This window comes from Sinorhizobium sp. NG07B (assembly GCF_002532005.1).
In the GTDB taxonomy this organism is placed as follows: domain Bacteria; phylum Pseudomonadota; class Alphaproteobacteria; order Rhizobiales; family Rhizobiaceae; genus Sinorhizobium; species Sinorhizobium fredii_C.
Genome location: NZ_NWTD01000004.1, coordinates 110,865 through 137,003, shown reverse-complemented (window position 1 = coordinate 137,003; position 26,139 = coordinate 110,865). Strand labels below are relative to the sequence as shown.

Annotated in this window: 27 protein-coding genes; 7 read left to right on the top strand and 20 right to left on the bottom strand. The window is 62.6% G+C overall.

What is annotated here, in order from left to right; translation table 11 throughout:
• Positions 1-11: 11 nt before the first annotated feature.
• Both CO664_RS15315 and CO664_RS15310 read right to left on the bottom strand, forming a co-directional pair.
• Positions 12-1,949: a DUF2207 domain-containing protein gene (locus CO664_RS15315; RefSeq protein ID WP_097526320.1), complete on the bottom strand. Its 1,938-nt coding sequence runs from the start codon at positions 1,947-1,949 to the stop codon at positions 12-14.
• Between the two features lie 24 nt (positions 1,950-1,973).
• Positions 1,974-2,522, bottom strand: a complete 549-nt coding sequence (locus CO664_RS15310) for a LemA family protein (RefSeq protein ID WP_097526321.1) — start codon at positions 2,520-2,522, stop codon at positions 1,974-1,976.
• A 295-nt stretch (positions 2,523-2,817) separates the two neighbouring features.
• Between CO664_RS15310 and CO664_RS15305 the strand changes: the two genes are divergently transcribed.
• The gene (locus CO664_RS15305) at positions 2,818-3,099 is read left to right on the top strand and encodes a hypothetical protein (protein ID WP_097539264.1); all 282 of its coding nucleotides are present in this window, start codon (positions 2,818-2,820) and stop codon (positions 3,097-3,099) included.
• Here the strand turns inward: CO664_RS15305 and CO664_RS15300 are convergent, their stop codons facing one another.
• From CO664_RS15300 to CO664_RS15280, 5 genes are all read right to left on the bottom strand, one after another.
• Complete coding sequence (locus tag CO664_RS15300) at positions 3,100-4,062, bottom strand: glycine--tRNA ligase subunit alpha (RefSeq protein ID WP_037413317.1); 963 nt, start codon at positions 4,060-4,062, stop codon at positions 3,100-3,102.
• A 108-nt stretch (positions 4,063-4,170) separates the two neighbouring features.
• A complete protein-coding gene (locus tag CO664_RS15295) occupies positions 4,171-4,362 on the bottom strand; it encodes a hypothetical protein (RefSeq protein WP_097539263.1) in 192 nt (63 codons plus the stop codon).
• 107 nt (positions 4,363-4,469) lie between these two features.
• Positions 4,470-5,336 carry a S49 family peptidase gene (locus tag CO664_RS15290; RefSeq protein ID WP_037413314.1) on the bottom strand — a complete coding sequence of 289 codons (867 nt, stop codon included), beginning with the start codon at positions 5,334-5,336 and terminating at the stop codon, positions 4,470-4,472.
• 78 nt (positions 5,337-5,414) lie between these two features.
• Positions 5,415-6,197 carry a tRNA1(Val) (adenine(37)-N6)-methyltransferase gene (locus CO664_RS15285; RefSeq protein ID WP_097526322.1) on the bottom strand — a complete coding sequence of 261 codons (783 nt, stop codon included), beginning with the start codon at positions 6,195-6,197 and terminating at the stop codon, positions 5,415-5,417.
• 49 nt (positions 6,198-6,246) lie between these two features.
• A complete protein-coding gene (locus tag CO664_RS15280) occupies positions 6,247-6,468 on the bottom strand; it encodes a DUF2007 domain-containing protein (protein WP_037413311.1) in 222 nt (73 codons plus the stop codon).
• Between the two features lie 111 nt (positions 6,469-6,579).
• Between CO664_RS15280 and CO664_RS15275 the strand changes: the two genes are divergently transcribed.
• From CO664_RS15275 to moaB, 4 genes are all read left to right on the top strand, one after another.
• A complete protein-coding gene (locus CO664_RS15275; RefSeq protein ID WP_037413309.1) occupies positions 6,580-7,596 on the top strand; it encodes a polyprenyl synthetase family protein in 1,017 nt (338 codons plus the stop codon).
• A gap of 164 nt (positions 7,597-7,760) precedes the next feature.
• Positions 7,761-9,593 (top strand): tetratricopeptide repeat protein, encoded by a 1,833-nt coding sequence (locus CO664_RS15270; protein ID WP_037413308.1) that lies wholly within the window; start codon positions 7,761-7,763, stop codon positions 9,591-9,593.
• A 4-nt stretch (positions 9,594-9,597) separates the two neighbouring features.
• Positions 9,598-10,509, top strand: a complete 912-nt coding sequence (locus tag CO664_RS15265) for a 4-(cytidine 5'-diphospho)-2-C-methyl-D-erythritol kinase (protein WP_176536601.1) — start codon at positions 9,598-9,600, stop codon at positions 10,507-10,509.
• Positions 10,510-10,512: 3 nt separating this feature from the next.
• On the top strand, positions 10,513-11,055 hold the full coding sequence (gene moaB, locus CO664_RS15260; RefSeq protein WP_097539261.1) for a molybdenum cofactor biosynthesis protein B: 543 nt from the start codon (positions 10,513-10,515) through the stop codon (positions 11,053-11,055).
• Between the two features lie 282 nt (positions 11,056-11,337).
• Here the strand turns inward: moaB and CO664_RS15255 are convergent, their stop codons facing one another.
• On the bottom strand, positions 11,338-11,874 hold the full coding sequence (locus CO664_RS15255) for a glycosyl transferase (protein ID WP_037413304.1): 537 nt from the start codon (positions 11,872-11,874) through the stop codon (positions 11,338-11,340).
• 173 nt (positions 11,875-12,047) lie between these two features.
• Between CO664_RS15255 and CO664_RS15250 the strand changes: the two genes are divergently transcribed.
• Complete coding sequence (locus CO664_RS15250) at positions 12,048-13,205, top strand: PA0069 family radical SAM protein (protein WP_097539260.1); 1,158 nt, start codon at positions 12,048-12,050, stop codon at positions 13,203-13,205.
• 277 nt (positions 13,206-13,482) lie between these two features.
• Entirely contained in the window at positions 13,483-14,181 is a 699-nt protein-coding gene (locus CO664_RS15245; protein WP_097539259.1) for a ribonuclease HII, read from the top strand.
• 85 nt (positions 14,182-14,266) lie between these two features.
• On the opposite strand, the gene CO664_RS15240 is transcribed toward CO664_RS15245, so the two are convergent.
• The 12 genes from CO664_RS15240 to CO664_RS15180 form a co-directional block, all read right to left on the bottom strand.
• On the bottom strand, positions 14,267-14,752 hold the full coding sequence (locus CO664_RS15240) for a F0F1 ATP synthase subunit B (protein WP_037413301.1): 486 nt from the start codon (positions 14,750-14,752) through the stop codon (positions 14,267-14,269).
• Between the two features lie 13 nt (positions 14,753-14,765).
• Positions 14,766-15,383 (bottom strand): F0F1 ATP synthase subunit B, encoded by a 618-nt coding sequence (locus tag CO664_RS15235; RefSeq protein ID WP_037413300.1) that lies wholly within the window; start codon positions 15,381-15,383, stop codon positions 14,766-14,768.
• A 75-nt stretch (positions 15,384-15,458) separates the two neighbouring features.
• On the bottom strand, positions 15,459-15,686 hold the full coding sequence (locus CO664_RS15230; protein ID WP_026612986.1) for a F0F1 ATP synthase subunit C: 228 nt from the start codon (positions 15,684-15,686) through the stop codon (positions 15,459-15,461).
• Positions 15,687-15,770: 84 nt separating this feature from the next.
• Positions 15,771-16,523, bottom strand: a complete 753-nt coding sequence (locus CO664_RS15225) for a F0F1 ATP synthase subunit A (RefSeq protein WP_097539258.1) — start codon at positions 16,521-16,523, stop codon at positions 15,771-15,773.
• Between the two features lie 59 nt (positions 16,524-16,582).
• Positions 16,583-16,942, bottom strand: coding sequence for an AtpZ/AtpI family protein (locus tag CO664_RS15220; protein ID WP_097526388.1), 360 nt, complete (start codon positions 16,940-16,942; stop codon positions 16,583-16,585).
• 288 nt (positions 16,943-17,230) lie between these two features.
• Complete coding sequence (locus CO664_RS15215) at positions 17,231-18,409, bottom strand: cell wall hydrolase (RefSeq protein ID WP_037413370.1); 1,179 nt, start codon at positions 18,407-18,409, stop codon at positions 17,231-17,233.
• A gap of 197 nt (positions 18,410-18,606) precedes the next feature.
• Positions 18,607-20,508 (bottom strand): potassium transporter Kup, encoded by a 1,902-nt coding sequence (locus CO664_RS15210; RefSeq protein ID WP_097539257.1) that lies wholly within the window; start codon positions 20,506-20,508, stop codon positions 18,607-18,609.
• Positions 20,509-20,525: 17 nt separating this feature from the next.
• On the bottom strand, positions 20,526-21,503 hold the full coding sequence (locus CO664_RS15205; RefSeq protein WP_037413296.1) for a magnesium transporter CorA family protein: 978 nt from the start codon (positions 21,501-21,503) through the stop codon (positions 20,526-20,528).
• 346 nt (positions 21,504-21,849) lie between these two features.
• Positions 21,850-23,007 carry an Mrp/NBP35 family ATP-binding protein gene (locus CO664_RS15195; protein ID WP_097539256.1) on the bottom strand — a complete coding sequence of 386 codons (1,158 nt, stop codon included), beginning with the start codon at positions 23,005-23,007 and terminating at the stop codon, positions 21,850-21,852.
• A gap of 460 nt (positions 23,008-23,467) precedes the next feature.
• The gene (locus CO664_RS15190) at positions 23,468-24,223 is read right to left on the bottom strand and encodes a LuxR family transcriptional regulator (RefSeq protein ID WP_086022718.1); all 756 of its coding nucleotides are present in this window, start codon (positions 24,221-24,223) and stop codon (positions 23,468-23,470) included.
• Between the two features lie 155 nt (positions 24,224-24,378).
• Positions 24,379-25,119 (bottom strand): autoinducer binding domain-containing protein, encoded by a 741-nt coding sequence (locus CO664_RS15185; RefSeq protein ID WP_037413292.1) that lies wholly within the window; start codon positions 25,117-25,119, stop codon positions 24,379-24,381.
• Positions 25,120-25,321: 202 nt separating this feature from the next.
• On the bottom strand, positions 25,322-26,134 hold the full coding sequence (locus tag CO664_RS15180) for an IclR family transcriptional regulator (protein ID WP_176536600.1): 813 nt from the start codon (positions 26,132-26,134) through the stop codon (positions 25,322-25,324).
• Between the last annotated feature and the right edge of the window lie 5 nt (positions 26,135-26,139).

The following is a 26,139-nucleotide window of genomic DNA, read 5'->3' as shown; positions in this document are numbered from 1 at the left end:
AAATTGGCTTCCTACCAGCCGCCGCCACCGCCACCACCACCGCCGCCGCCGGAAAAGCCGCCGCCGGAAGAGAAGCCGGAGGACGAACTCTTGGGCGGAGGCGGCAGCGATGACGTCATGGTATCAGCCATCGAGCCGGCGAAGCCGCCGATCGTGTCGGAGAAAGATCCAGGGCCGAAAGAATCGCCCTGATACCAGCTCGGCTGGTAGGCGGCGGCTGCCGCCCCTCCGGCTGCCGCCAGCAGCCAACGATCGAACGTCTCGGTCCATGGCTTCTCGACGCCGAGCGCCACAGCATAGGGCAAGAGCGTCTCGAAATGCCGCGGCGACATTTCCGGCGCGCCCTGCATGTTCAGCCGATCCTGCTCGGCAAGCGTCATATATTGCCGGAGCCCATCAATACCGTCCATCATCCGGCTGCCGAGCGGCGTCGGCGCTCCCATCAGGTAATAGAAGAGGCCGTTGACGAGCACGATGCCGCCGACCGCGAAAAACAGCGGCAGGTCGTCCGGTTCGGTTGCCGAAATGAAGAGGACCGCCAGAATGCTCGAAAAGACGGCGAACAGGACGAAGCCGATGAAGGCCAGCGCGACGATCGACAGGATGCGCCGCATGAGGCTCGCTCCGCGCCTCAGGGACTTGCCGACCGAAACGGCAAAACCGGAGACGAACACGGCGAAAAACACCGGGACGATGAGAAAGGGAATGGTCTCTTCGCTGAGGTGGCCGAAAATGAAAAGCCCCGCCAGCGCAACGATCGAAAGCACCGCGCCACCGATGATGTAGCCGATATTGGCCCGGTAGTATTTGCCGCGGTGCTCGCGCTCCATGGCGCTGCGGAAGCTGGAACCGGCGGCTGCCACCGCCTTGCCGTTCGCCCGATCGATCTTGAGCGTGCCGCCGGCCGCCTTGACCGCCTTCATCAGCGCCGCCTCGCCCGCCGGGAGCTTTTCACCGCCGCTCTTGCCCGTCGCCGAGACGACGATGGCACTCTTCAGATCGTCGAGGACGACATATCCCTTCACCGCCAGGTCGAGCACCGCAGCCGAGAGCGCCGTCCAGCCCTCGCCGGAAAATCCCTTGTTGTCGATGTAATTGACGAGGGCCGGCGAAATGCCGTCCGGCGGATCCCAACGCGGAACCATCACGCCGCGGGCGGGATCGCGCCCGACGCGCAGCCAGGCCCGCCCGTAATAGAGGCTCACGACGACAAGGCCGGCGCCGGCGATGACAAGCGCCAGGTGGTCGCGCAGCCACCAGATGTTCTGCTGGGAGGCACTCGGCTGGTCGATGCTGCCCTTCGGCAGCTTGATCGCGATGGTCAGGCCCTCCTGCGGTCGAAGCCTGCGCGTGGTGGCAAAGAAGACCTCGCCTCCCTCCTCGACCGCGCGCGCGTCCTTGCCGGTGGCGCCGTAGCCGCCGGTAAAGACGTCGAGCGCCTGGGCCACGACGCCATCCGGCAGAGTCACGGTGGCGGTCGCCTCCTCGATCGGGAAGGCCCATCCGGTACCGGTGACGTTCCAGTAGAGCTCGTCGTGATCGTTGAAGAAGCGTATCTGGCGGCCGGTCTCATAGGTGATCTGAAATATATGCTCGCCGCGCGGCAGGAAGACCTCGGCATTGCCGGTATAGATACGGATGCCGTCGCTGATCGATTCGGTCCGGTACTCCTCCTGCTCGCCATCACGTTCGACGGATACGAGCTTGAAATCCGCCCGGACGCGGCGGCCGTTCGGGTCGATAAAGGTTAGCGGAAAGTCACGATAGATGCCGCGGCGGATCTGTTTGCCCTCGACATTCGCGGTTATCGTTTCGGTCACCGTGAGGGTGCCGTCCTTGGCGACGTCGATGACCGAATGATAGGACGAGATGATCTCTTCCGCCGCAGCCGGGCACGATGCGGCGAGCACGATAAGCACGAAAGAAAGCGCCGCCAGAAGCCGCTTCATCGGGATTTCCTCTTCCGGACCGTCTCAAAACTTGACCGACGGCACGGCGCGATCCGCTTCGTTGGTGATCTCGAAATAGCTGGCCTTGGCAAAGCGGAAAGCGCTGGCGATCAGGTTGGACGGGAAGCTTTCGACCTTGACGTTGAGGTCCCGGGCGGCACCGTTGTAATAGCGGCGCGACATCTGGATCTCGCCTTCGATCGTTTCCAGCGAGCCCTGTAGCTCGGCGAAGTTCTCATTCGCCTTCAGATCCGGATAGGCTTCTGCGAGCGCAAAGACACGGCCGAGCGCCTGCGAGAGCGCCCCCTCGGCTGCCGCTCGCGCGGCGACATCGCCCTCGGGGACAGCCTGGGCCCGGTTGCGCAGGGCCACGACTTCCTCGAGCGTCGTCTTCTCGTGTGCCGCATAGCCCTTCACCGTCTCGATCAGGTTGGGGATGAGGTCGGCGCGGCGCTTCAACTGCACGTCGATGCCGGACCAGGCCTCTTCCGCCATCTGCCGCGCCTTGACGAGGCCGTTGTAGACGAACACCAGGTACAGGATCACGGCGACCCCGATTGCCAGCCCGATCATGAAATGCCCTCCTTCGAAACCCGCGGGAGGTTAACACCGACTCCGCCTTCGAGATACTGGACGCGCAGGCAAAAAGCGCAGATTTCCCCGCTCCAATTCCAAGGCATGTCCGCGGCCGAACCGGCTCATCCGCACGATTGCCGACCACCAGCCGGGGCCTGTCAAAAAGCGCCGCCTTGCCCCTTCTCGATGTAGCGACGTCGCCAGGCACCGAGTTGTTCCGCGGGTAACGGCACGATGGCCGCCGATGGCCGATACTCAGATCATCAAACAACCACAGCACGCAGACAGGACCATGGGCTCGCTCGCCACTTTCATCAACGTTGTCGCCTTTACGGCGCTCTTCGCTGCCCATGCGAGCGCAGCCCCGGTCGAGAGGCCGACCGGCGTTCGCCGCGCATTACAGATCTATGCCGGCGAGTTGACGAACAGCGCCTCGATGAGGCTGGAGCCGATGTGGCGGCTCGATGGCAGCGAGTTCTTTTGCCTGCAGAACATGGTGTCGGCTTCCGGCGCGCGGACCTCCGAGAAGAGGCACCCCACCATGCCATGCGGCCGAAAGATCAGGCTCGCCTGATCAGGCCGCGTCTCTCGCTGCGTTCGCACCCCCAGCGTCGGTCAGCAGAAAGGCCTCACCACAGGCTTTGGCAAGCGTGCGCACCCGTAGGATATAGCTCTGCCGTTCGGTCACGGAGATGACGCCGCGGGCATCCAAGAGATTGAAGACGTGGCTCGCCTTGATGCACTGGTCATAGGCGGGGAGAACGCATTTGTGCAGGCGGTTGTTGCTGGCGTCGCCGGGCGCGCCGGCGGCGAGCAGCGCCATGCACTCCTTCTCGGCGTCGATGAAGTGCTGATGCAGCATCGCCGTGTTGGCATATTCGAAATTGTGCCGCGAATATTCCTGCTCGGCCTGCAGGAATACGTCGCCATAAGTGATCTTCTCGGCACCCTCGCGGCCGTTGAAATTCAGGTCGTAGACATTGTCGACGCCCTGGACATACATCGCCAGGCGCTCAAGGCCATAGGTCAACTCGCCGGAAACCGGCGAGCACTCGATGCCGCAGACCTGCTGGAAATAGGTGAACTGCGAGACTTCCATGCCGTCGCACCAGCACTCCCAGCCAAGCCCCCAGGCGCCGAGCGTCGGGCTTTCCCAATCGTCCTCGACGAAGCGGATGTCGTGCAGCAGCGGATCGAGGCCGATCGCTTCCAGCGAGCCGAGGTAGAGTTCCTGAAGGTTGGACGGATTCGGCTTCAGAAGAACCTGATACTGGTAGTAGTGTTGGAGCCGGTTGGGGTTCTCGCCGTAGCGGCCATCGGTCGGGCGGCGCGACGGTTGGACATAGGCCGCCCGCCACGGCTTCGGCCCGAGCGCGCGTAGCGTCGTCGCCGGATGGAACGTACCGGCCCCAACCTCCATGTCATAGGGCTGAAGCACGGCGCAGCCCTTGTCGGCCCAGTAGTTGTGCAGCGTAAGGATCAGGGCCTGAAAGGAGCGCTTCGGGTTCATATGGTCCGGCAGGGAGGCAGTGGTCATGGATCACGTCCGAATTCATCGAAATCTTGCCGGGACAGGTGCCATGCCGCAGGTCAAGGGTCAAGCGCCTTGGCCGGACGGCAGATCGGTCGACGAATTCGGCAGACCTCACTCGTCCTCGCGCTTCAGGCGGTATTCCCCGGTTTCCGGATCCTTGATGAGCGTCCCGTTGGCCCCGGTCTGGCGCTCCCGGCGCAAGCGTTCCTGTTGACGCGTCACTCTTTTGGCATCACCTATGAACTTGCGGTAGCCGATCCAGGCGATCAGGGCAATGATCAAGAGCAGAATGATCTGCGGCATGGGTTCTCCTCTGCTCCTCCTTGGATCAGACGGAATGTCGGACAGGAGATGCAGCAGCTTTTGTTACAGCGGCCTTGCACGTCTGACCAGATGCCGGAGCCATTCTCTCATAGGCCGAAGCGTGCCCAAAGCGCCCTTTCCTCAATTGCCTCGATAAGGCCGGCAGCGGCCGAGGCCGCCAAGGGGGCGGCGATCGATCCATCCACCGCCGCGCCGGGCTGGCGGCGTCCGAATAGGCTGCGGCTCGGCTGAATGAGCTCCAGGCGGGCTTTCTCACCATAGCGCCGCCTCACTTCGCCGCGCATGTCGCCGAGACCATCGACGAGGCCCAGTTCCTGGCCGCGGCGCCCGGTCCAGAACAGACCCGAAAATATATCGGGATGGTCGGCAAGCAGCGAGCCGCGGCGGGCCTTGACCAATTGGATGAAGGTATCGTGGATGTCCAACTGGAGGCTCTTGAGGAACTCGACGTCGCGCTCCTTTTCCGGCTGGAACGGGTCGAGCACGACCTTGTTCTCGCCGGCGGTATAGACGCGCCGCTCGACGCCGACCTTCTTCAGGAGCTCCGGAAAGCCGAAGCCGCCGGACACGACGCCGATCGAACCGACGATCGAACTCGGATCGGCGATGATCTCGTCGCCGGCGAGCGCGATCATGTAGCCGCCCGAGGCAGCGACGTCCTCGACGAAGATCAGCACGCGCTTCTTCTTCTCCTCCGCAAGATCGCGGATGCGCTGATAGATCAGCCGCGACTGGACGGGCGAGCCGCCGGGCGAATTGACGGAAATGGCAACGGCGGGCGCCTCCTTGACGGAGAAAGCCTTTTCCAGAAGGGGCGCCACGGTCCCGAGATTGAGGACCGGACGGAACTGCCCGCCCCCGGACATGATGGTACCGTGAAGCCGGATCGTCGGAATCGCAACCCCGTCCTTGCGAAAACGCCTTGGCATCAGTTTTCTGAAGAATCCGGCCATTTCAACTCCTGCCCGATACGAACCCGAACCTGCATGTATGCATTGGCGCCGCAAACGCAATGGCACGCTTGCCGTTAATCATCGGCGGTGATAGGCGGCGCGGCCATTGTTGAGATCATCGACCTCCGGCGCGAAACGGTGCGTCCCTTCGGCATGCATGATCAGCGGCGCCCGAAGCACCAAACGCTTGCGACTCTGCTTGATGGCCGTCACCAGGATCCTTACCGCATTCTCGCCGGCACGCGGCAGGAGCGGCGTGATTTCGATGCCGCCAAAACGGCGGCCGCAGGCGGCAAGGATCTCGGCGATCGATTCCGGACGGGCGATCAGCGAAAGCTGTCCGCCGGGTTTCATGATCGCCCCGGCCGTCTTGATCCAGGTCTCGAAGAGATCGTCGCTCATCGCATGCGCCTCCGCCTTGAGGCGATCGGGCGTCCTGCGGTCGGCCGCATCGTTGAACGGCGGGTTCATGATCACGTGATCGAAGGCATCGTCCGGAAGGCCGGCGGCGGCACGCGCCTTGCCGTTTAGCGAAACATCCGCCTCGAGGACCGCGACCCGCGCCGCGAAGCGCGCGTTCTCCGGCAGCGCAAGGCTGCGGCGGGCAAAGTCCGCCATGATCGGCGAGCGCTCGAAGAGCAGGACCTCTGCCTCTTCGAGCCGCGAGGCGACCGCCATGCCGGCCGCACCCGCGCCCGCACCAAGATCAGCGACGCGGCACGGCCGCCCGCACGAGACGAGTGCCGCAAGCAGCATCGCGTCCATGCCGGAGCGATGGCCCTGGCCGAGCGGCTGGATCAGATGAAATTTCCCGCGGTGAAAGGCGTCCACGGTTTCCGCCGTCGTCGTCCTCGTCGTCATTGCAGCAACGACGCCTCGAACCGGCGGCCGCTGGCCGGCAGGCCGGGAGTCATTGCCGCAGTTCCTTTTCCAGGCCGGCATCGATGAGAATACGCCGGGCTCTGTCGGCGTCCTCATCGGCCACCAGAAAGCGGCGTGGCAAGAGGCCGAGCGAGCCTTCGAGGATGCTCATGTCCCGATCGGCAATCAGGCATGCAATGCCGGCATCCTTCATCAGGCTTTCCGCAAAGGAGAGCAGCACGGCGTCGTTGGTGCGGATCAATTCCTTCATTCGTCTCAATGATCCCGTCTTAAATTGCACCGGACGAGGCAATTCGCCTCTTGCCGCCCGAAGTCCCGCTTTCTATTGTCAGACCCGACAACGAAGCAGGAGTCCGGGGCGTTGGGCGTAGTGATACCGCTGGAAGACAATAAAAACAAACAGGCTTCCGTGAAGCCGCTCGTCGACCTGACGGCGTCCGACATGGAGCGCGTCAATCAGCTCATCCTCTCCAAAGCCGGCTCCGACGTGCAGATGATTCCGGAGGTCGCCAACCACCTGATTTCCTCCGGCGGAAAGCGGTTGCGGCCGATGCTGACGCTCGCTGCAGCCTCGATGTTCGGCTACGAGGGCGACGCCCATGTCAAGCTCGCAACAAGCGTCGAGTTCATGCATACGGCGACGCTGCTGCACGACGATGTCGTCGATGAAAGCAATCTTAGGCGCGGCAAGTCGACGGCGCGGACGATCTGGGGCAATCAGGCGAGCGTGCTCGTAGGCGACTTCCTGCTCGGCCAGGCGTTCCGCATGATGGTCGACGTCGGCTCGCTCGACGCGCTCGACGTGCTGTCGACCGCCGCGTCGGTGATCGCCGAGGGCGAAGTGCTGCAGCTCTCGGTCGCCAAGAACATGGAGACAACCGAAGACGATTACCTGCAGGTCATCCGGGCCAAGACCGCGGCGCTTTTTGCCGCCGCCGCGGAGGTCGGACCGATCGTCGCGAGCGCCAGCCGGTCCGACCGCAATGCGCTGAAATCCTACGGCATGAATCTCGGCCTCGCCTTCCAGCTGGTCGACGACGTTCTCGACTATGGCGGCTCGTCGAGCGATCTCGGCAAGAATGTCGGCGACGACTTCCGCGAGGGAAAGATCACCCTTCCGGTCATCCTTTCCTACCGGCGCGGCACGCCGGAGGATCGAGCTTTCTGGCGCGAAGCGATCGAAGGCGGCGCCAGCGATGCGGCCAACCTCGACAAAGCCCTCGGCCTCATACGCCGCTACGGCGGATTGACCGACACGATCGCCCGCGCCCAGCACTATGGAACGATTGCGCGCGACGCTCTGGCGCCGTTGCCGGCCTCTTCCTGGAAGTCCGCCTTGATCGAGGTGATCGACTTCTGCATCGATCGGCTCAGCTGAGCGCCAGCCGACGAGCAATATTCTCCGCGGGAGGAATTTCTTGCCGCGTTGCGCCAAAAAAGCCATTCTATTCTTCAAGACTTGCGTTCGGCAACTTGCGATCGACTCCGGAACAACCAGCAGAGACGCGGCGAGCCGAGACGATCGGCAACGAAAGGTTTGACATGCGGCATAATACATTCCTCCGCCTGCTCGGCGGAGCGGCAATGCTGGCTCTTCTGTGCGTGACCGGAAGCCACCAGGCCTTCGCTGAAGACAAAGCGGCCGTAGAGGATGCCCGGCCTTTCGACGTCAGGAGCGTCAACACCTTCGCCGGCGCCTTCCTGGCTGCACGGACGGCCGACGTCGATCGCGACTTCGCAACGGCGACGGAGCTCTACCGCATCGCCCTGCGCTTCGAACCGGACAATCCCGAGGTCAAGCAGCGGCTGATGATCACGCTGCTGATGAGCGGCAAGTTCGATGAAGGGGTCAAGATCGCCGACGCGTTGAAAGCCGATCCGGCCGTCGAGCGGATCACCACAACCGTGCGGGCCATCGAGGCGATCCGCAAGCGCGAATATCGCAGCGCCCAGAAGCTCCTGAACTATCAGGGCCCGAACGATCTCGATCGGCTGATGAGCACTTTGCTCTCCTCCTGGGCGCGGGCCGGCCAGGGCAGGCCCAAGGAGGCCGTCGCGCAGATCAAGGCGCTCGAAGGGCCGGAGTGGTTCCGGGTGTTCAAGAACTATCACGCCGGCGCGATCGCCCTTGTGGCCGGCGACAAGGCAACCGCCCGTGCCAGGCTGAACGACGCCATTCTCGACCGGGAAGGCGGCAGTGCCGCACCGGATACGTTCATGCGCGCGGTCGAGGCGCTGGCCCGCTTCGAGGCCCGCGAGGGCAACAAGCAGAAGGCGCTGGATACGGTTGCCGTCGGCGAGAGCATGGTCAACAACTACACGCCACTCGAGGCGCTCAGGGAGAGCATCGAAAAGGGCGAGCACCAGGAACAACAGGTGCGCAACGCCGCGCAAGGGGCTGCCGCCGTCCTCTTCTCGATCGGCGGCGCCCTCAACCGCGAGGGAGCGGAAGACATCGTCACGCTTTATCTTCAGACCGCCCGCCACCTGGATCCGGAAAGCGCCGATATCCTGGTCATGCTCGGCGGCATCGCCGAAAATCTGAAGAAGCAGGAAGAGGCGATCGCGCTTTACAAGAGCGTGCCGGCAGATTCCCCGATGCGCCGCATCTCCGAGCTTCAGCTCGGCCTGGCGCTGGCCGACGTCGGCAAGGTCGACGAGGCGAAGAAGCACCTGCAGGCGCTGATCGAAGTCGATCCGAAGAACATCCGCAACTATCTCGCCTATGGCAGCGTGCTTTCCGACGCCAAGGCCTACAAGGAAATGGGCGAGCTTTACGACCGCGCCGTCGAGGCGATCGGCCCGGTGCCGAAGCGCAGCGATTGGACGGTGTTCTTCCAGAGGGGGATCGCCTATGAGCGGCAGAAGGTCTGGGCGAAGGCGGAGCCGAATTTCCTGAAGGCGCTTGAGCTCAATCCGAACCAGCCGCAGGTCCTGAACTATCTCGGCTATTCGTGGGTCGACATGAACATCAACCTCGACAAGGGCTTGGAGATGATCCGCAAGGCGGTCGAGCTGAAGCCCGACGACGGTTACATCGTCGACTCGCTCGGATGGGCCTATTTCCGCATGAACCGCTTCGACGAGGCGGTGACCGAATTGGAGCGCGCCGCCGAGCTGATGGCCGGCGACCCGACGATCAACGACCATCTCGGCGATGCTTATTGGCGGGTCGGTCGCAAGCTCGAGGCCGTCTTCCAGTGGAACCAGGCTCTCGAAATGAAGCCCGAGGAAGCGGAAGTTCCGAAGATCAAGGCCAAGATCGAGAAGGGCCTGCCGCCGCTCAAGCAGAACGTTCCAGCCGCGGCGGACGCCAAGGAGACGCTGCCGAAAAAGCCGGGCCCTGAGCTTGCCGCGCCGGACAAGAAATCCTGACGGCATGCAGGCGGACGGCATCGCCGGCTTCGCGCTGACCCGCGTGGCGCCGGCCAAGATCAATCTCGCACTGCATGTCGTCGGTCAGCGCGCCGACGGACATCATAGTCTGGAAAGCGTCGTCACTTTTGCGGAGTGCGGCGACCGGGTGGCATTCTCGCCGGCGGATGCCGACCGCTTCACTCTGTCTGGTCCCTTCGCGCGCGATCTGCCGGTTTCGGCGGAAGGCAGTACGGGCAATCTAGTGCTGCGGGCCCGCGACCTCTTGCGGCGGGAGCTGACCGGACGCGGCGATGCTGCGGGGCCCGTGCATCTGCACCTGGAGAAGAACCTGCCGATAGCGTCGGGCATCGGCGGAGGCTCGGCGGACGCGGCTGCGACGCTACGGGGGCTGCTTTCCCTATGGAGAGCAGAGATCGCCCCGGAAAGGCTCGCGGAGCTCGCGCTCGAACTTGGTGCCGATGTGCCCATGTGTCTCGACGGCGGGCCGCTGCTTGCGCGGGGGATCGGCGAAGAGCTTGCCCCGCTTGCCGATCTGCCGTCCTTTGCGATCGTCCTCGTCAATCCGCTCGTTGCCGTCTCGACCCCGGTCATCTTCCGGATGCTCGCCGAGAAGCGCAACCCTCCCCTCACCCTTCCGCAAGGCGCCCGCACGGCGGCGGACTGGCTGACGGCGCTTGCCGGTATGCGCAACGATCTGGAGCGACCGGCGCAAACCCTGAAGCCGACGATAGCGGCGGTGTCGGCTGCGTTGCAAACCATGGAAGCCAAACTCGTGCGGATGTCCGGTTCGGGCGCCACCTGCTTCGGCCTGTTCGACAGCGACGAAAGGGCGGCTGCGGCGGCGCAGCGCATTTCCGCCGATCATCCCGAGTGGTACGTTCACGCCACCCGAACGGCGGGGAAGAGAGGATAGGCAATGCCCGGCATCGACGAAACACGTCCCTTCATTTCGGTCGGGATCGCCGTCCTCACGGTTTCCGATACCCGCACGCGCGCCGATGATAAATCGGGCGACACGCTCGAGGCACGCATCCGCGACGCCGGACATCGGCTCGAAGCGCGCGCAATCGTGCCCGACGACCGCCAGAAGATCTACGATCAGGTAAAGGCCTGGACGCTGGATGCGGCGATCGACGTCGTCATCACCACCGGCGGGACCGGCTTCACCGGCCGAGACGTGACGCCCGAAGCGCTGGAGCCGCTATTCGAGAAACGTATGGATGGGTTCTCGGAAGTGTTTCACCGGATCTCCTACGACAAGATCGGCACGTCGACAATTCAATCGCGGGCAAGGGCCGGCGTTGCCAATGCCACTTTTATCTTCGTGTTGCCCGGCTCGCCCGGCGCCTGCAAGGACGCCTGGGACGGAATCCTGAAACAGCAGCTCGACTACCGGCACATGCCCTGCAACTTCGTTGAGATCATGCCCCGGCTGGACGAACACCTGAAACGCGGCTGACCCTGTTCCGTTTGGAACAGCCACGCATGGTTGAACTCGCTAGATTGCTACTCGTCAGCTCACCGGAACAATGCACCTAGCGAGCATTCGTACAAGGCGAAGCGAAGACGCCTCTTTCCGTTTTCCCCGTGGAAAGAGCTAGAGAGTCATACGACATGATGCCCCACCACAAGGAGATGGAGCAGCATGGCAAGCCCTTTCCTAGGCAAGGTCATTTGAGAATCGTTTCAGGGGGTGCCGCAAGGCACTTCCCTCTTGTGTGGCTGCAGCACTTGGACTGTTTCAAATAGGCGCAGCCAAAGATCGATTGCCGAGAGCAACCCAGGCCGGAACGATTTCGGTCGCCAGCTTGCGGACTGCCCGGGCATTGGCGATGTCGCTGAGCTGCATATCGGCTCGCGCGACAGCCACGGCATCCTGCTTGCGCAGCAGAAACCCGGTTTCCAGCGGCGCGGCCCGTTGCGACAAGCGCTTGAAGAACGGACGCCTGTGCATGCGCGATGGTGAAAACCGGGCCGGATCCTTGTTGAGCGCCAGATATTCGATGAGTTCGTCCACCCAGCGCCCTATCGGACGGGCCCCCGGCTCGAGCAGCATCAGCCAATCACCGCGCGCGGAACGGACCACATCGGCGAGGTCCCATTCGGCGCAGAAGCGGCAGCCGGCCGCATCGGCGACGTGTACCGAGCCATCTCTCGAGCCGTGATCCAAAATGATCACGTCGCTGACGAGCCCCTCGACGGCCCCGGCGACGAGCACGGACAAGGTCTGCGCGAGTTCCGCCTCGTTGTCGCGTGTCTCCATTATGATCGTCAGCATACCGTCTCCTAGCGCATAGCTGCATCAAATACCATAATTCTTAAGGGAGGTTAGCTGCTTCCCTCGGGCATTCCCGACCTACAGCGATATTTGTTCTTGCTTTGTTCGTTTCGATGCGCTAGGAAAATAATCAGAGCGGAACGAAGTCGCAAATCGGTTCCGAGGAGATTTCCATGACCGAGCTGCCTCAACTCAGGCAGGGTGCCTTTGCGCCCGGCAATAGCGCAGAGCTGGCTGAAGCGATCGTCACCGGTACGGGTGCCAGAATAGACGTCGATCGTCGGCGGGGACGCGGTGCCGCCCTCAACATGAGCGGACGTTTCGAACCGCGGACGCGCGAAGTGTTCGACGACGGCTGGCAGACGCTTGAGGAATTGCCGCCGTTCAGGACGGAAGTTCAGGTCGAAAAACCCCGCAACGTCATCACCCGCAACGAGTCGCCGGACATCTCCTTCGATCGTTCCATCAATCCTTACAGAGGCTGCGAGCACGGCTGCATCTACTGTTTCGCGCGGCCGACGCATGCCTATATGGGGCTCTCGTCAGGGCTTGATTTCGAATCGAAGCTCTTCGCCAAGCCGGACGCGCCCCGCTTGCTGGAACGGGAATTGGCGAGGCCGGATTATAAGGTGCGGCCGATCGCGATCGGCACCAACACGGATCCCTATCAGCCGATCGAGAAAGAGTGGCGCATCATGCGCCAGATCCTCGAGGTGCTGAAGGCCGCCAATCACCCGGTGATGATCGTTACCAAGTCGGCGCTGGTGACGCGCGACATCGATCTCCTCGCACCGATGGCGGAAAAAGGTCTGGCGCGCGTCGGCATTTCCGTGACCACCCTCGACCGCAAGCTGGCGCGTGCCATGGAGCCGCGGGCATCGACACCGCCAAAGCGGCTCGAAGCCATTCGCGCGATCTCTGAAGTAGGCATTCCCGCCGGCGTGATGGTGGCACCAATCATTCCCGCTCTCAACGATCATGAGATAGAGCGGGTGCTCGATGCCGCGAAAACGGCGGGCGCTACGGAAGCAAGCTACGTTCTCCTACGTCTGCCGCTGGAAGTTAGCCCGCTCTTCCGTGACTGGCTGCTCAGAAACTATCCGGACCGCTACAGACACGTGATGTCGCTCGTCCGCTCGATGCGCGGCGGCAAGGATTATGACGCCGAGTTCGGCAAGCGGATGAAGGGCGCCGGTCCCTATGCCTGGCAGATCGGCCGCCGCTTCGAACTTGCCGCCAAGCGCCTGGAGCTCAACCTCACCCGTCGCCAATTGCGGCACGATCTCTTCGTGCCGCCGCTGGGAATGGGAGTGCAGCTGTCGCTGCTTTAATGCATGTCGCCCGAAAGTGTGCAGCGGTTTTGGGATGACGACATGCACAAAAACAAAGACCTAAAGCGCGCCGCGTGAATGCGTTTGAACGCGACGCGCTTTAGGAGGGTGCGAGACGAGCCGCGAATATGTGGGGGAGCGAAAAGACCCTCTCATCTCATATTCAGTTCCGGCGCCACCCTTGCCTCAGGATGGCGCTGGCTTTCCTCCCGGTTTACCGCCGCACACGTACCGGGGGGCTTGAAGGGAATCGGGCGAATATGCGAGGGTCCCCCGCATGTCACGTCGCAAGTCGCCCGATTCCCCGCTTTTTCAACTTGAGCCGGTGCTTCCGGACTTCAGCTTCGAAATCGCCGCCAAGCGGGATGGTTTTTGGCCGGTCGCCGGCGCCGACGAAGCCGGCCGCGGCCCGCTTGCCGGTCCGGTGGTGGCAGCAGCCGTCATCCTCGATTCCGAGGCCGTGCCGGCCGGTCTCAACGACAGCAAACTGCTGACGGCCGAGCAGCGCGAGGCCTTGTTCAACGAGATCATGGCGACGGCGACCGTGTCGATCGCCTCGTCCTCGGCGGCACATATCGACGCAACCGACATCCTCAAGGCAAGCCTCGACGCCATGCGCCGCGCGATCGACGGCCTGTCCGTGGCGGCGCGCTTCGCACTCATCGACGGCCGCGACGTTCCGCAGGGCCTCGCCTGCCACGCGAAGGCGATCATCAAGGGCGATTCCCGCTCCGTGTCGATCGCTGCCGCCTCCATCGTCGCGAAGGTCACCCGCGATCGCATGATGGCCCGCGCCGACGCGACCTTTCCCGCCTACGGCTTTGCCATACACGCAGGCTATGCCACGGTCCGGCACCGGAACGCCATTGACAGCCATGGACCGTGTTCGCTGCATCGGATGAGCTTCCGCCCGTTTCGGCAGGAGCAAGAGCAACCCATGGCAATGAGCGCCGAACCGCTCGAAGTCAGTTCCTGACGAAGAACCCCTTCCCTAGTGCCCGTGCCAAAGAAAAAGCCCCGCCGAAGCAGGGCTCTTAATGCGCGAAGTGTAAATTCGGAGCTTAGTTCAGGCGTCCCTTGACCTCGCCGAGCGCCTTCTGGAAAAGGGCGTCCTGTGCGCTCGCGTCGGTCTTGGTCGCAAGCACTTTCTCGGCTGCGCTGATCGCGAGATCGACGGCTGCCGCGCGAACCGCGTTGATTGCGTCGCTTTCGGCCTGCTTGATCTTCTGTTCGGAAAGGGCCGTACGGCGGGTGACGTAGTCCTCGGTCTTCTGCCTGGCTTCCGCCGCCAGCATCTCCGCCTCGCGCTGGGCGGCAGCGACGATGTTGGCGGCTTCCGCCTCGGCATCCTTGCGCTTGCGCTGGTATTCGGCAACCAGGGCCTGGGCTTCCTCGCGCAGGCGCTTGGCTTCCGCAAGTTCGTTGCCGATCTTGTCGGCACGCGCGTCGAGCGCTTCGGCGATCTTGCCCGGCACCTTCAGATAGGCGATGAGAGCGAAGAAGAGGATCAAGCCGACGAGGGCGTAGAAAGTCGCATCAAGTGCCATTGTTCCCTGCCCCTCAGTTGCCGGCTGACGCCTTGACCGCCGCAGCGATCTCGGTCTTCGTGACGTTGCCGCCAATCAATTGTTTGACGACGGCCGTGGCCGTCTCCTCGGCGATAGCGCCGACATCGGCAAGCGCCTTGGATTTGATCTCGGCGATGCGCGCTTCGGCAGCGGTGATCTTCTTTGTGAGCTCGGCCTCCACGGCCGCGCGGTCGGCATTCGCCTTGCTCTTGGCGTCTTCGCGGGCCGTGTCGGCAATCGAGTGGCCCTCGGCCTTGGCATTCGCCAGTTCCTGCTCGTAGGAAGCGATCGCGGCATCGGCCTGGCCCTTTAGGCGGGAGGCTTCATCGAGATCGTGGGCGATGCGGTCATGGCGCTTTGCGAGAATCCCGCCAATGCGCGGAATGATGACCTTCGACATCAGGAGATAGAAAAGGCCGAAGGTGATCGCCAGCCAGAGCAGCTGCGAAGCGAAATGAGTCGAATCGAAGGGCGGGAACACGCCGGAACCATGCTCGCCTTCGTGGGCCACACCCGTTTCGGTGTGCACCTCACCGGCCGCAGGGGCATCGTGTGCTTCGGCGCCTTCAGTGGTGGTTGACTGCTGGGCATAGGCCGCGGTCACAAACATGCTCACCTCCAAGGTGCACTTAAAGATATGCGCGGCCGCGAACCCGAGGGACCGCGGCCGAACCTTCAGCCGTTATTAGACGGCGAAGAGGAGGAGCAGGGCTACGAGCAGCGAGAAGATGCCCAGAGCTTCCGTAACGGCGAAGCCGAATACGAGGCGGCCGAACTGGCCGTCAGCAGCCGACGGATTGCGCAGAGCGCCAGCGAGATAGTTGCCGAAGATGTTGCCGAGGCCGAGAGCCGTGCCGGCCATACCAAGGCATGCAAGACCTGCACCCAAGAACTTTGCTGCTTCCGCGTCCATGATTGACTCCTTCGAATGGTGTTGCGGCTTAGGATTTGCGCCCCGGGCGGCTGAAGCCGACCGGAAGCGAGCGACTGTTATTCCTTAGTGGCTTCCCGGGTGGACAGCGTCGTTGAGGTACATGCAGGTCAGTACCGCAAAGACATAGGCCTGGAGGAAGGCGACGAGGAACTCAAGACCGGTGAGAGCGACGGTCATGATGAGCGGCAGGATCGCGCCACCGACGCCGAGCGCACCGAAAGCGCTGAGCGAGGCGACGAAGCCTGCGAAGACCTTCAGCGTGATATGGCCGGCCAGCATGTTTGCGAAGAGACGGACCGAGAGGCTGATGGGCCGGGATAGGAAAGAGATGACTTCGATCGACACCACGAGCGGCAGCAACGCGCCCGGCACGCCGTGCGGCACGAAGAGCTTGAGAAAGCCCAGACCATGCTTGTAGAAGCCGTAGAGCAGGACCGTGCCGATCACGAAGACGGCGAGAGCGAAAGTCACGATGATCTGGCTGGTGACGGTGAAGAAATACGGGAACATGCCGAGCAGGTTCGCCGTCAGGATGAACATGAACAGCGAGAAGACCATCGGGAAGAACTTCATCCCATGGCTGCCCGCCCCTTCGCGAAGCATCGAGGCGATGAACTCGTAGGACAGTTCAGAAACCGACTGCATGCGCGTCGGGATGACGCCGCGCTGAGAAGTCGTCAGGTAGAGAAAGCCCGCGGCAGCACCGACGGTCGCCACCATGAACAGCGACGCATTGGTGAAGGAAAAGTCAATTCCGCCAATCTCGATCGGGACAATCTTGTTGACCAGGAACTGGTGGGTCGGATCGTTTGACACCGCGCTTCTCTTTCGTTCTGCCCGCCCGCAAGCGGAAACCGTGTTTTCCGGTCGGCGCCTCAGGCGCCGTCACCGTCCTTCTTGCTATCATCAGTACCGCCTCCGCGCTGGTCGGGTGTCGCCACCAAACCGGCAGAACGCAGCACATTCAAAACACCGGCACAGAAACCGAGAAGCAGGAGGACGATCATGCCCCACGGCCCTGTACCCGCAAAATGGTCCAAAAGATAGCCCAGGAATGCCCCGACCACGATGCCGGCGATGAACTCGCTCGAGAGCTTCATCGCTGCTGCGTAGCCTTTGCGGCTCTCCGCGCTTCGAACCTCCGCCTCGTCCGAAACATCCACGCGCTTCGACGCGATGTCCTCACCAAGGCGCTTCAGCCGCGCTTCCAGACTTTCTTCCGGCTTCTCCGTCACATGGCTCCCCTTTTGCAGCCCCACGCGGTCGAACGCGATCTCGGTCATACAAACGGCCGGTGCTCAAGCCACGGTTCGGCCCCATTTGAAGTCGCGCGCAACATAGTTTTAGGCACCCGCATAGTCAAGGCATGCGGGGGCATAGAGGGTGGACAATGTTTGCCAGGTTTTTCAACGGCTTAATGGAAATTTGCGGCACCTGCGACAAAGCTGCACCGGGAATCGCCCTCATTCATCGGAGCCGCTCTTCGCCTCACAGGCGTGACTTGTGCGGAATCCTGTGGCCGATCAACTCCAGCCGCCGCCATAGGTCCGATAGAAGATGTGCAGACCGATCTGTCCCACGCGTTTCATGGTCTTCGCCCAGGCGGGCTTCACATAGGTGGCATGGTAGTGTGTCGCAGAACCGACTTCCGGGAGCCAGATCTTTCCGGCGGTGACCGCCATCGCGACCTCCTTTGCGGTCTTCCAATGCGAACGCGAATAGATGAGATCACGGATCATGTCGCAGGCGAAGGAGAACTGGCAGCGGTTGCGCCAGGCCTTGTTCTGATAGACGACGCCGCAGATGGTCTTCGGGTAGGTGGGATTGCGCACCCGGTTGAGAATCACTTGGGCGACTGCCGCCTGCCCCTTCACCGATTCGCTGCGCGCCTCGAAGTAGATGCCTTCGGCAAGACAGGTCTGCTCCTCCTTGCCGAACACCGTCGCCGGCAAGGCCGTCGCCGCCCAGGCATGATCGTCGGGGGAGATGTCCGGGATGAACCGTCCACCGTTCTTGTCTTGGCGAAGGATCGAATCGAAAGGCGATTCACGCGCATAGTCCGGCTCCGGCCGGACGTAGGCAGTGGCGAGGATGTCGGCATCGCGGTTGGTCACGAGCTTGGCAAGCATGGGCGAAACGCCCGGGTCCGGCCGCGGCGGCTTCCTGCGGTAGAAGGCCGTGGCGATCTCGATCTCCTTGCCAATGATCTTCGGCTTGGCGAAGGCCATCTTCTCCGCCCCGTCGAAATCAGGCTCCATCAGGAAGCTCGTGCGCTTCAGGATCGAGCCGGCGCTGAAGTCCTTCGGCGGCGTTACCGGCGTGACGGCGACGATTCGGCCCTTCTTCAGCTTGCGGGTGACGCGGTCCTCGTCGGGAGTTCCGCCCTGATGCTTCGATTCGGCCGTCAGGGCCACGCGCCTGCCATCGGAGAGCGTCATGCCGGCGCCGCCGTCGAGCCCGCCGGTCGTGATCGGATCGGCAAACACCATGTCGACGTCGTGAAGCGATCCGGCCGGCGACCGGGTCAGATACATGCGCCAACGCTCGCCGCCCCGGTTGATGCCAGAAAGAAAGGTGGCGAGATCGGAATAGGCAGCGACCGACGGAAAGCCTAAGAAAATGGCGAGGCCGATGATGGCCGGCGCGCGCCAGGCGGAGAAGGACAGGCGAAACTTGCGACGCGACTGCTTACTCCTACGCATCATACCGCTCCACGCAAATCTTACTGGCGCACGCGTTCTCGCAAGCCGGCTTTAATTTGAAACCGGCCTGACGACGACATGCAGGGACGCTAAGATCTTGAAGCGTCCGGACGGTTGCCCGGGGTCGCTTCGTTCGAGCCTCGAAAATGAAGCATTAACCTTGATGTTTGGTTAATGCGGCTGAGTGGCGAAGCTCGTCAAATGATCACGTGGGAGCCGAGTTCGACGACGCGGTTGGTCGGCAGGCGGAAATAGTCGGAAGGATCGATGGCGGCATTGGCGAGCGCGATGAAGAGGCGATCCTGCCAGTGCGGCATGCCCGACTGGGCGTCGGGCACGAGCTTGCGGCGGCCGAGATAGAAGGAGGTCGACATGATGTCGAACTTCAGGCCGGATTTGCGGAAAAGGCCGAGCGCCTGGGAAACGTTCTGCGTTTCCATATAGCCGAACCGCATCTCGAGTTGGGTGAAGCGCTCCGACAGCGGCAGGACGCTGACGCGCTCTTCCTTGGGCACTTTCGGGGTGTTGGCGGTGCGGACCGTCAGGATGAAGTTCTGCTGGTGCAGGACGTGGTTGTGCTTGATGTTGTGCAGGAGGGCGGCGGGCGTCGAATCCGGATCGCTGGTCAGGAAGATCGCCGTGCCCGGTACGGCGACCGGCCCGTGCTCGCTCTTGCGTTCGATCGAGTTTATGAAGCTCGCGAGCGGAATGTCGATATGGCGGGTCTTGTTGTGGAGGATCTCCGTGCCGCGCTTCCAGGTCCACATGACGATGATGAAGGTCGCCGCGATCAGGATCGGCACATAGCCGCCGTCATGGATCTTCAGCATGTTCGCGCCTAGGAAGACGAGCTCCAGCGTGAGGAGCGGCAGCAAAGCGGCGGCGGCCCCCCAGCCGGACCAGTTCCAGCGCGCGCGCAGAAACTCGAAGGCGAGCATCGTCGTCACGACCATGGCGCCGGTCACGGAGATGCCGTAGGCGGTCGCAAGCGATTCCGAGGAGCCGAAGACGAATACGAGTGCCATGACGCCGAACATCAGCAGCGTGTTGACATTGGGCAAATAGATCTGGCCGGTGTGGGTTTCGGACGTATGGAAAATCGCCATGCGCGGCAGGAAGCCGAGATGGATCGCCTGGCGCGTCAGCGAGAAGGCGCCGGTGATCACCGCCTGGCTTGCGATGATGGTCGCTGCGGTCGCAAGTATGACGACTGGGAGCAGCGCCCATTTTGGGAACATCAGGAAGAACGGATCGGACATGGCCTCCGGATGCTCGAGCACGAAGGCGCCTTGGCCGAGATAGTTCAGGGTCAAGGCCGGGAAGACGATGGTGAACCATGCCCATTGGATCGGCCGGCGGCCGAAATGGCCGAGATCGGCGTAGAGCGCTTCCGCTCCCGTCACCGTCAGGAACACGGCGCCCAGCACAATGATGCCGACATAGCCCTCAGTGAACAGGAATGTCACCGCATAAAGGGGGTTGAAGGCGGCGAAGATCGACAGATCGTCGGCGATATGCACGAGGCCGATCCCGCCCATGACGAGGAACCAGACGAGCGTGATCGGCCCGAAGAAATTCGAGACGGCCGCCGTGCCCTTCGACTGGACGGCGAAGAGAAGCAGCAGAATGACGACGGCAATGGGAACGACATAGTCCGAAAGCGCCGGCGTCACCAGTTTCAGGCCCTCGACAGCAGAGAGGACCGAGAGCGCCGGCGTGATCATCGCGTCGCCGATGAAGAGCGCCGCCCCCGCGACGCCCATGAAGAACAGAATCGGCGCGTGACCGTTGGCTGTCTTCATCAAAAGAGCGAGCAGCGAGAGCGTGCCACCCTCACCCTGGTTGTCGGCCCGCAGCAGGAAGAGCACGTATTTGATCGTCACGATGATCGTCAGCGACCAGATCATCATCGAGATCAGGCCAATGATCTCCGCATCCGTGACGCCGTCATGGGCGACCGGGCGCAGCGCTTCGCGGAAAGCGTAGAGCGGGCTCGTGCCGATGTCGCCATAGACAACGCCGATCGAGCCAAGCCCAAGCGCAAGCAGGCGGCGCAGGTTCTCGGATCCATGTGCGGCAGGGGCAGACGACTGAGACATGGTATCCAACAGGCTCCTTAGAGCCAGCCTTTCCAGCGGAAGAAGAAAAACGGGATCACGGCCGAGAGCACCATGGCCGCGAGCGCCCAGGGATAGCCGAACTGCCATTCGAGTTCCGGCATCACGCGAAAGTTCATGCCATAGACCGAAGCAACCAGCGTAGGGGGCAGGAGGACGACCGAAGCGATCGAGAAGATCTTGATGATGGCATTCTGCTCGACATTGATGAGACCAAGCGACGCATCGAGCAGAAAGGTAATGTTTCCCGAGATGAAGGCCGCATGTTCGGAAAGCGACTGGATATCCCTGGAGATCGAGCGGCAAAGCTCGCGGCTGTCCTTGTCCTCCTGCACTTCCGGCACGGTGTAGAGGAAGGTGAGCAGCCGCGACAGGGAAGCGAGGCTATCGCGCGTCTTCGCAACCAGCCTGTGGTGGCCCGCCACATCGCGCAGGCGAGCTTCGAGAAATTGCGGCGGCCGGCGCCGGCCCGCAGCCCTGTCGCCGAACACCTCGATCGACAGGTCATCGATCTTGACGACGGCCTGCTCGAGAATTTCCGACGTCCGGTCGGTGATCGTTTCCAGCAGCCGGGTCAGCAGCACCACGCCGTTGCGGCAGCCGTTGGGAATCCGATGCAAGCCCGCCTTGAAGAGGCCGAAGGCGCGCGGCTCCGCGTAGCGGATCGTCACCAGTCTGCCTCCGGAAAGGATGAAGCCTACATCCGTCAAGCCGGGAATCTGGGTTTCGCTGCGATAAACCAGCGACGCGGTCATGAAGACGGCGCCCCCTTCGACATAAAGGCGGCTCGACGGCTCTATGCCCTTGAGATCGTCGCGGGTCGGAATGGAAATTCCGAGCAGCCCCTCCATCATGTGTTCTTCGGCCCTGGTCGGCTCGACGAGGTCGATCCAGACGATCTCCGGGCGCAGGGCGGCTGGCGGTTCGGCCGTCGTAAGGGCGACGGCTTCGCCATTGACGCAATAGCCTGAGATCATGCGGCCGCCTTTTGGGTAGGACCGACAGGAAAGAAGGATGAAGGATTGAAACGATCAGCCGCCACAGGATTTCCACAATGCCGATTCATCTGATGCAGACTTCCGCCCCACGACATCTCCCCTTGGCTGAAATCTCCGGTGAGGGACGGTGTGCGCCTGCCTCTGCGCGAGCGGCAAGCCATATGGCGCAACACTCGGGCAAAATCAATGCTTTTTGCAGATGCCGACCTCGGCGGCACATCACGCCTCGTTGCGAACGGTGCCGGACCCTACGTCATATTTTCCGCAAGCGGTACCTTCCCGCGAAAGAAAAAATAGCGCGGTCTGGTTCTGCCCCACCGATGGTCTATTCGAAGACGATGTTCGGCATCGCCCGGCCTTTGTTCGCCTTCCCGGCCGAGAGCTGTTTCCAGACCCGTTCGGCGATGCTGCGGTAGTTTCGCGCGACCTCACCATCAGGATCGGACACCACCAGGGGTGTGCCTGCATCCGAGGTTTCCCGGATTCCCATGGTGAGCGGGACTTCGCCGAGGAACGGCACGCCGATGCGTTCGGCCTCCTTGCGGGCACCGCCATGGCCGAAAATATCGTAGCGCTTGCCGGTGTCGGGAGCGACGAAATAGCTCATGTTCTCGACGATTCCGAGCACCGGCACCTCGACCTTGCGGAACATGGTAATTCCCTTGCGCGCATCGGCGAGCGCCAGATCCTGCGGCGTCGACACAATAACCGCGCCGGCGAGCGGCACTTGCTGGGCCATCGTCAACTGCGCATCGCCAGTGCCAGGAGGCATATCGACGACGAGCACGTCGAGTTCGCCCCAGGCGACCTCGCGCAGCATCTGCAGGAGAGCGGACTGGATCATCGGTCCGCGCCAGATCATCGCGACCTCCTCGTCGACGAGGAATCCCATCGACATCACCGGCAGTCCGTAATTTTCCATCGGCCGGATAAGCCGCCCCTCGATCTGCTGCGGCCGGCCGGAAATCTTCAAGAGGCGCGGCATCGACGGGCCATAGATATCGGCATCGAGCAACCCGACCTTGAGACCGTTCGCCTGAAGCGCCAGGGCCAGATTCACCGAGGTCGTCGACTTGCCGACGCCGCCCTTCCCCGAGGCAACCGCGATGATCGCGCCAACGCCCGGGATACCTGCTTTGGCCGGCGCGCCGCCGGCCGGCCGCGGAGCATGCGCGTGAGCCTGCCCGGAAGGCGGCGCCGGCCGCTTTACCGGGGTCGCCTGAGCCGCCGCCTTGCGGTCCGCAGTCAGCGCGACCATGGCCGCCTTCACGCCCGGCATCTCCCGAACGACTCGTTCGGCAGCGGCGCGCATCGGTTCGAGCTCCTTCGCACGATCCGCCGGCACGGTGATCGAAAAATAGGCCTTGCCGTCGGAGATGAACACATCGGAGACCAGGCCCAGATCGACGATGTTGCCTTCCATGTCCGGGCCGCGCACGCTCCGCAGCTTTTCCAGCACCATTTCCCTGGTCACGTCCGGCATCTCGCCCTCTTCTCTCTGCCGCGCCGGCTATTCACCGCCTGTTGGGACGGGACGGTGCTGCCCACGCTTACAATGCGATCCCTTCGAACCGAGTCCGATCCGAGAGTCCTTGTGCAGTAGATAATCGAGGCGAGGCACTTCGCCAATGTTGGAATTGAGAAAATGAAGGGCCGCCAGCCTATCACCCATGTCCGTACATCCGGGATCACGGGCGGTGGGCGGCGGCCCTTTTCGCGACCTTCTTGGGCGCTGTTCTTTTTAGTCCCCTCTGTGGACCAGCAATGAACAAGCAGAAACCGTGCCAGTTTCAAACGGCGGGGATAAAGCTGCGATTTCCACGGAAATAGGCGAAGCGACGCGAGACGCAGGCCGCGTGTCCGCCCAAATCCTGGGCATGCGTGCTTTTGGGCACAACACTTTGACCGCAATCGAGCAGCTGTCCGTAACGGCGGGCCGAAGGCTAGCTAATATAGCCCTTCTTCATCGCCTTCACGACCGCCTGCGTGCGGTTGACGGCGTCGAGCTTCTTCGTGACATGGTTGAGGTAGTGATTGACGGTGTGCTCGGACAGGCCCAGGATCCCGGCAATTTCAGCACTTGTCTTACCGGCTGCGGTCCAGCTCAAACACTGGATTTCCCGCTCAGACAGGGTCGTGTTGCTGTTCTTCCAAACCGAACCGATCTCGGCGAGCCGGTTATAGACGTGGATCGCGATCATCTGCAGTTCCATCGCCGCGGTCATCGGCAGATCGGCCGCCGGGCCCATGAGAATGACCGCGCCGCGGCCGCCCTCGGCATCATGGACAGGGAAATAGTTGGCCTGAAAGATGCCGTTTTCGCGCAGCATCGCGATGTAGTCCCCGGCAGACGCCGGCTTGCCGCCCTCGCTCTCCCAGTCTTCAAGGGTGATCTGGAACGGCGTCGTGGTCTCCCGCAACCGACGAACGCCCGTGCTGAAACGCAGCATCGACAGGCTGTCATATTTGTTGAGAAGCTCGGCTGGCATGTTGGAAATGACGGTGGCGGCGGAAAGCCGCTCCATGTCGATCGGCGGGATCGAGCAGATGAGGAACGTCTTGAAGCCGAAAATATGCGTAATCCGCCGCATATAACGGATGATATCGAACTGAGTCTCCAGCCTTGCGATCTCAGACGCGAAATCACCGCCCCGGGGTAGATCGATGTCAGTCATCCCGGTCGTCATCGTATCTTGCATTCGCGCGTTCCATGACATTCATCAAGTATCAAATAGCCTGAGCCGCGCATGATTGCCAACAGGTGATCGGCAATGGTCTCCCTTCGCCGCCAAAAGGCTGTGTATTACGTTTCGCGCGGCGGGACGCACGAGGGGCAGGAGCGAGGCTTGTTCTTTTAATTGATCAGGCCGGCCCGCATCGCCTTGGCGACCGTCTGCACACGATTGACCGAATCGAGCTTGCGGGTCGCGCGATTCAGATAGTGGTTCACCGTGTATTCGGAAAGCGCCATGATTCGCGCCATCTCGACGGTCGTCTTTCCGGCCGCAGCCCAGCGCAGACATTCGATCTCGCGTCGGGAAAGGCCGCCCGGCCGGCGCCGGTCGCGCGTTCTGATCTCGGAAAGCCGGCTATAGAGCAGCCCCGCCCAGAAATTGAGGGCCTGCATTTCGTCGCTCGAGACCACCTCCCGGTCTCCGCCAAAGGCAATGGCAGCGCGACCTCCCTTGGCGTCGTGGACGGGAAGGTACAGACCGCGCGGCATGCCAGCCTGCTCGAAAACACTGACGGCGGCCTCGCCCTTGCCGTCCATGCGCCTGCGCGCCAGCAAATGCGCATCATAGGTGAAGGGGATGGTGCTCCGGCGCAGCCGCTGGATAACGGGGCTTCCCTCGATCAGGCCGGCGCTATCATAGCGCCGCAGGAATTCGGCGGGCCAGGACGTGAGCAACGCCTGAGCAGCCAGGCTGTGACAACCGGAGTCGGGAATGGCCAAGACGATGAAGCCGCGGAATCCGAAAGCGTCCGAAATCTGGTCCAGAGCGCGCCTGACATCGTCTTCATTGCCGAGCGCCCCATCGATCGAGCGGCCATCGGGAAGGATCAGTGAATTGATGTCCGCGTTGAAATCCATCATCGTTCCGCTGGCCTCCCACAACCTGTTCACGCCGTTGGCAAGTCCGGCCGGTTCACCGTCCTAATCCGCTCTTGGCGCTTCCGCCAAGGAACACATCCCGCGCGAAACTGCAACCAGTCGTGGAGGCGGGAGTAGCCAGTTGAAGCTAGCGATCTATAGCCGCCTCGTCCAGTCGAAACTTCTAATTTACGTAAAGCGATGCTTAGCGGCCGCCTCGGCCGGGTCCCAACCGGATTCGGGCCTCCTCCTCGACCTTAGCGGCGGCCTTGCGAACATCCGCCGCCCAGGCCGCCAATTGCGTCATCGTGACGCGATAGGAAGGGCCGGTTACCGAAATACCGGCTACCAATTCGTGCTCCGGAACGACGATCGGCGCTGCCACGCAACAGATCTCGGCTTCATGCTCCTCGCGGTCGAAGGCATGGCCTTCGCGGCGAATCTCTTCAATTTCCGCAAGCAGCGAAGCGGCCGAGCGATGCGTGCGCTCGGTGAACGGGACGAACTGCATCCTTGCCGTGACTCGTTCCAGCGCGCCATGTCCAAGCGACGACAGGGCCGCCTTGCCGATCCCTGTGCAATAGGCCGGCGAGGCCTTGCCGATCTGCGAGCTCATGCGGACCGTCTGGCGGCTTTCGACCTTGTCGACATAGATGATCTCGGTGTCGCGCAATATGCCGAGATGAACCGTTTCGCCAGTGAGTTCATGCAGACGCAAGAGGTGCGGCTCGGCAATGTCGCGAAACTGATTGCCGGACCAGGAGCGATAGGCAAGCTTCAAGAGGCGCAATCCCGGCTCGTAGGAAAGATCGCTTCGCTGCACCAGCAGGCCTTCATCGACGAGGTGCCCAAGCAGCCGATGCAACGTGCCGCGCGGCTGGCGGACGGATTGCAGGATGTCGGTGAACCGCTGGGGCCGGTCGGCCGCCGCGACGGCCTCAAGCACCGCCATCGCCTTCCCCAGCGTGCCGGTCCCCGGCCCTTCGCTTTCCTGCTCGCTCACGATCTTGGGTTCCATTTCAT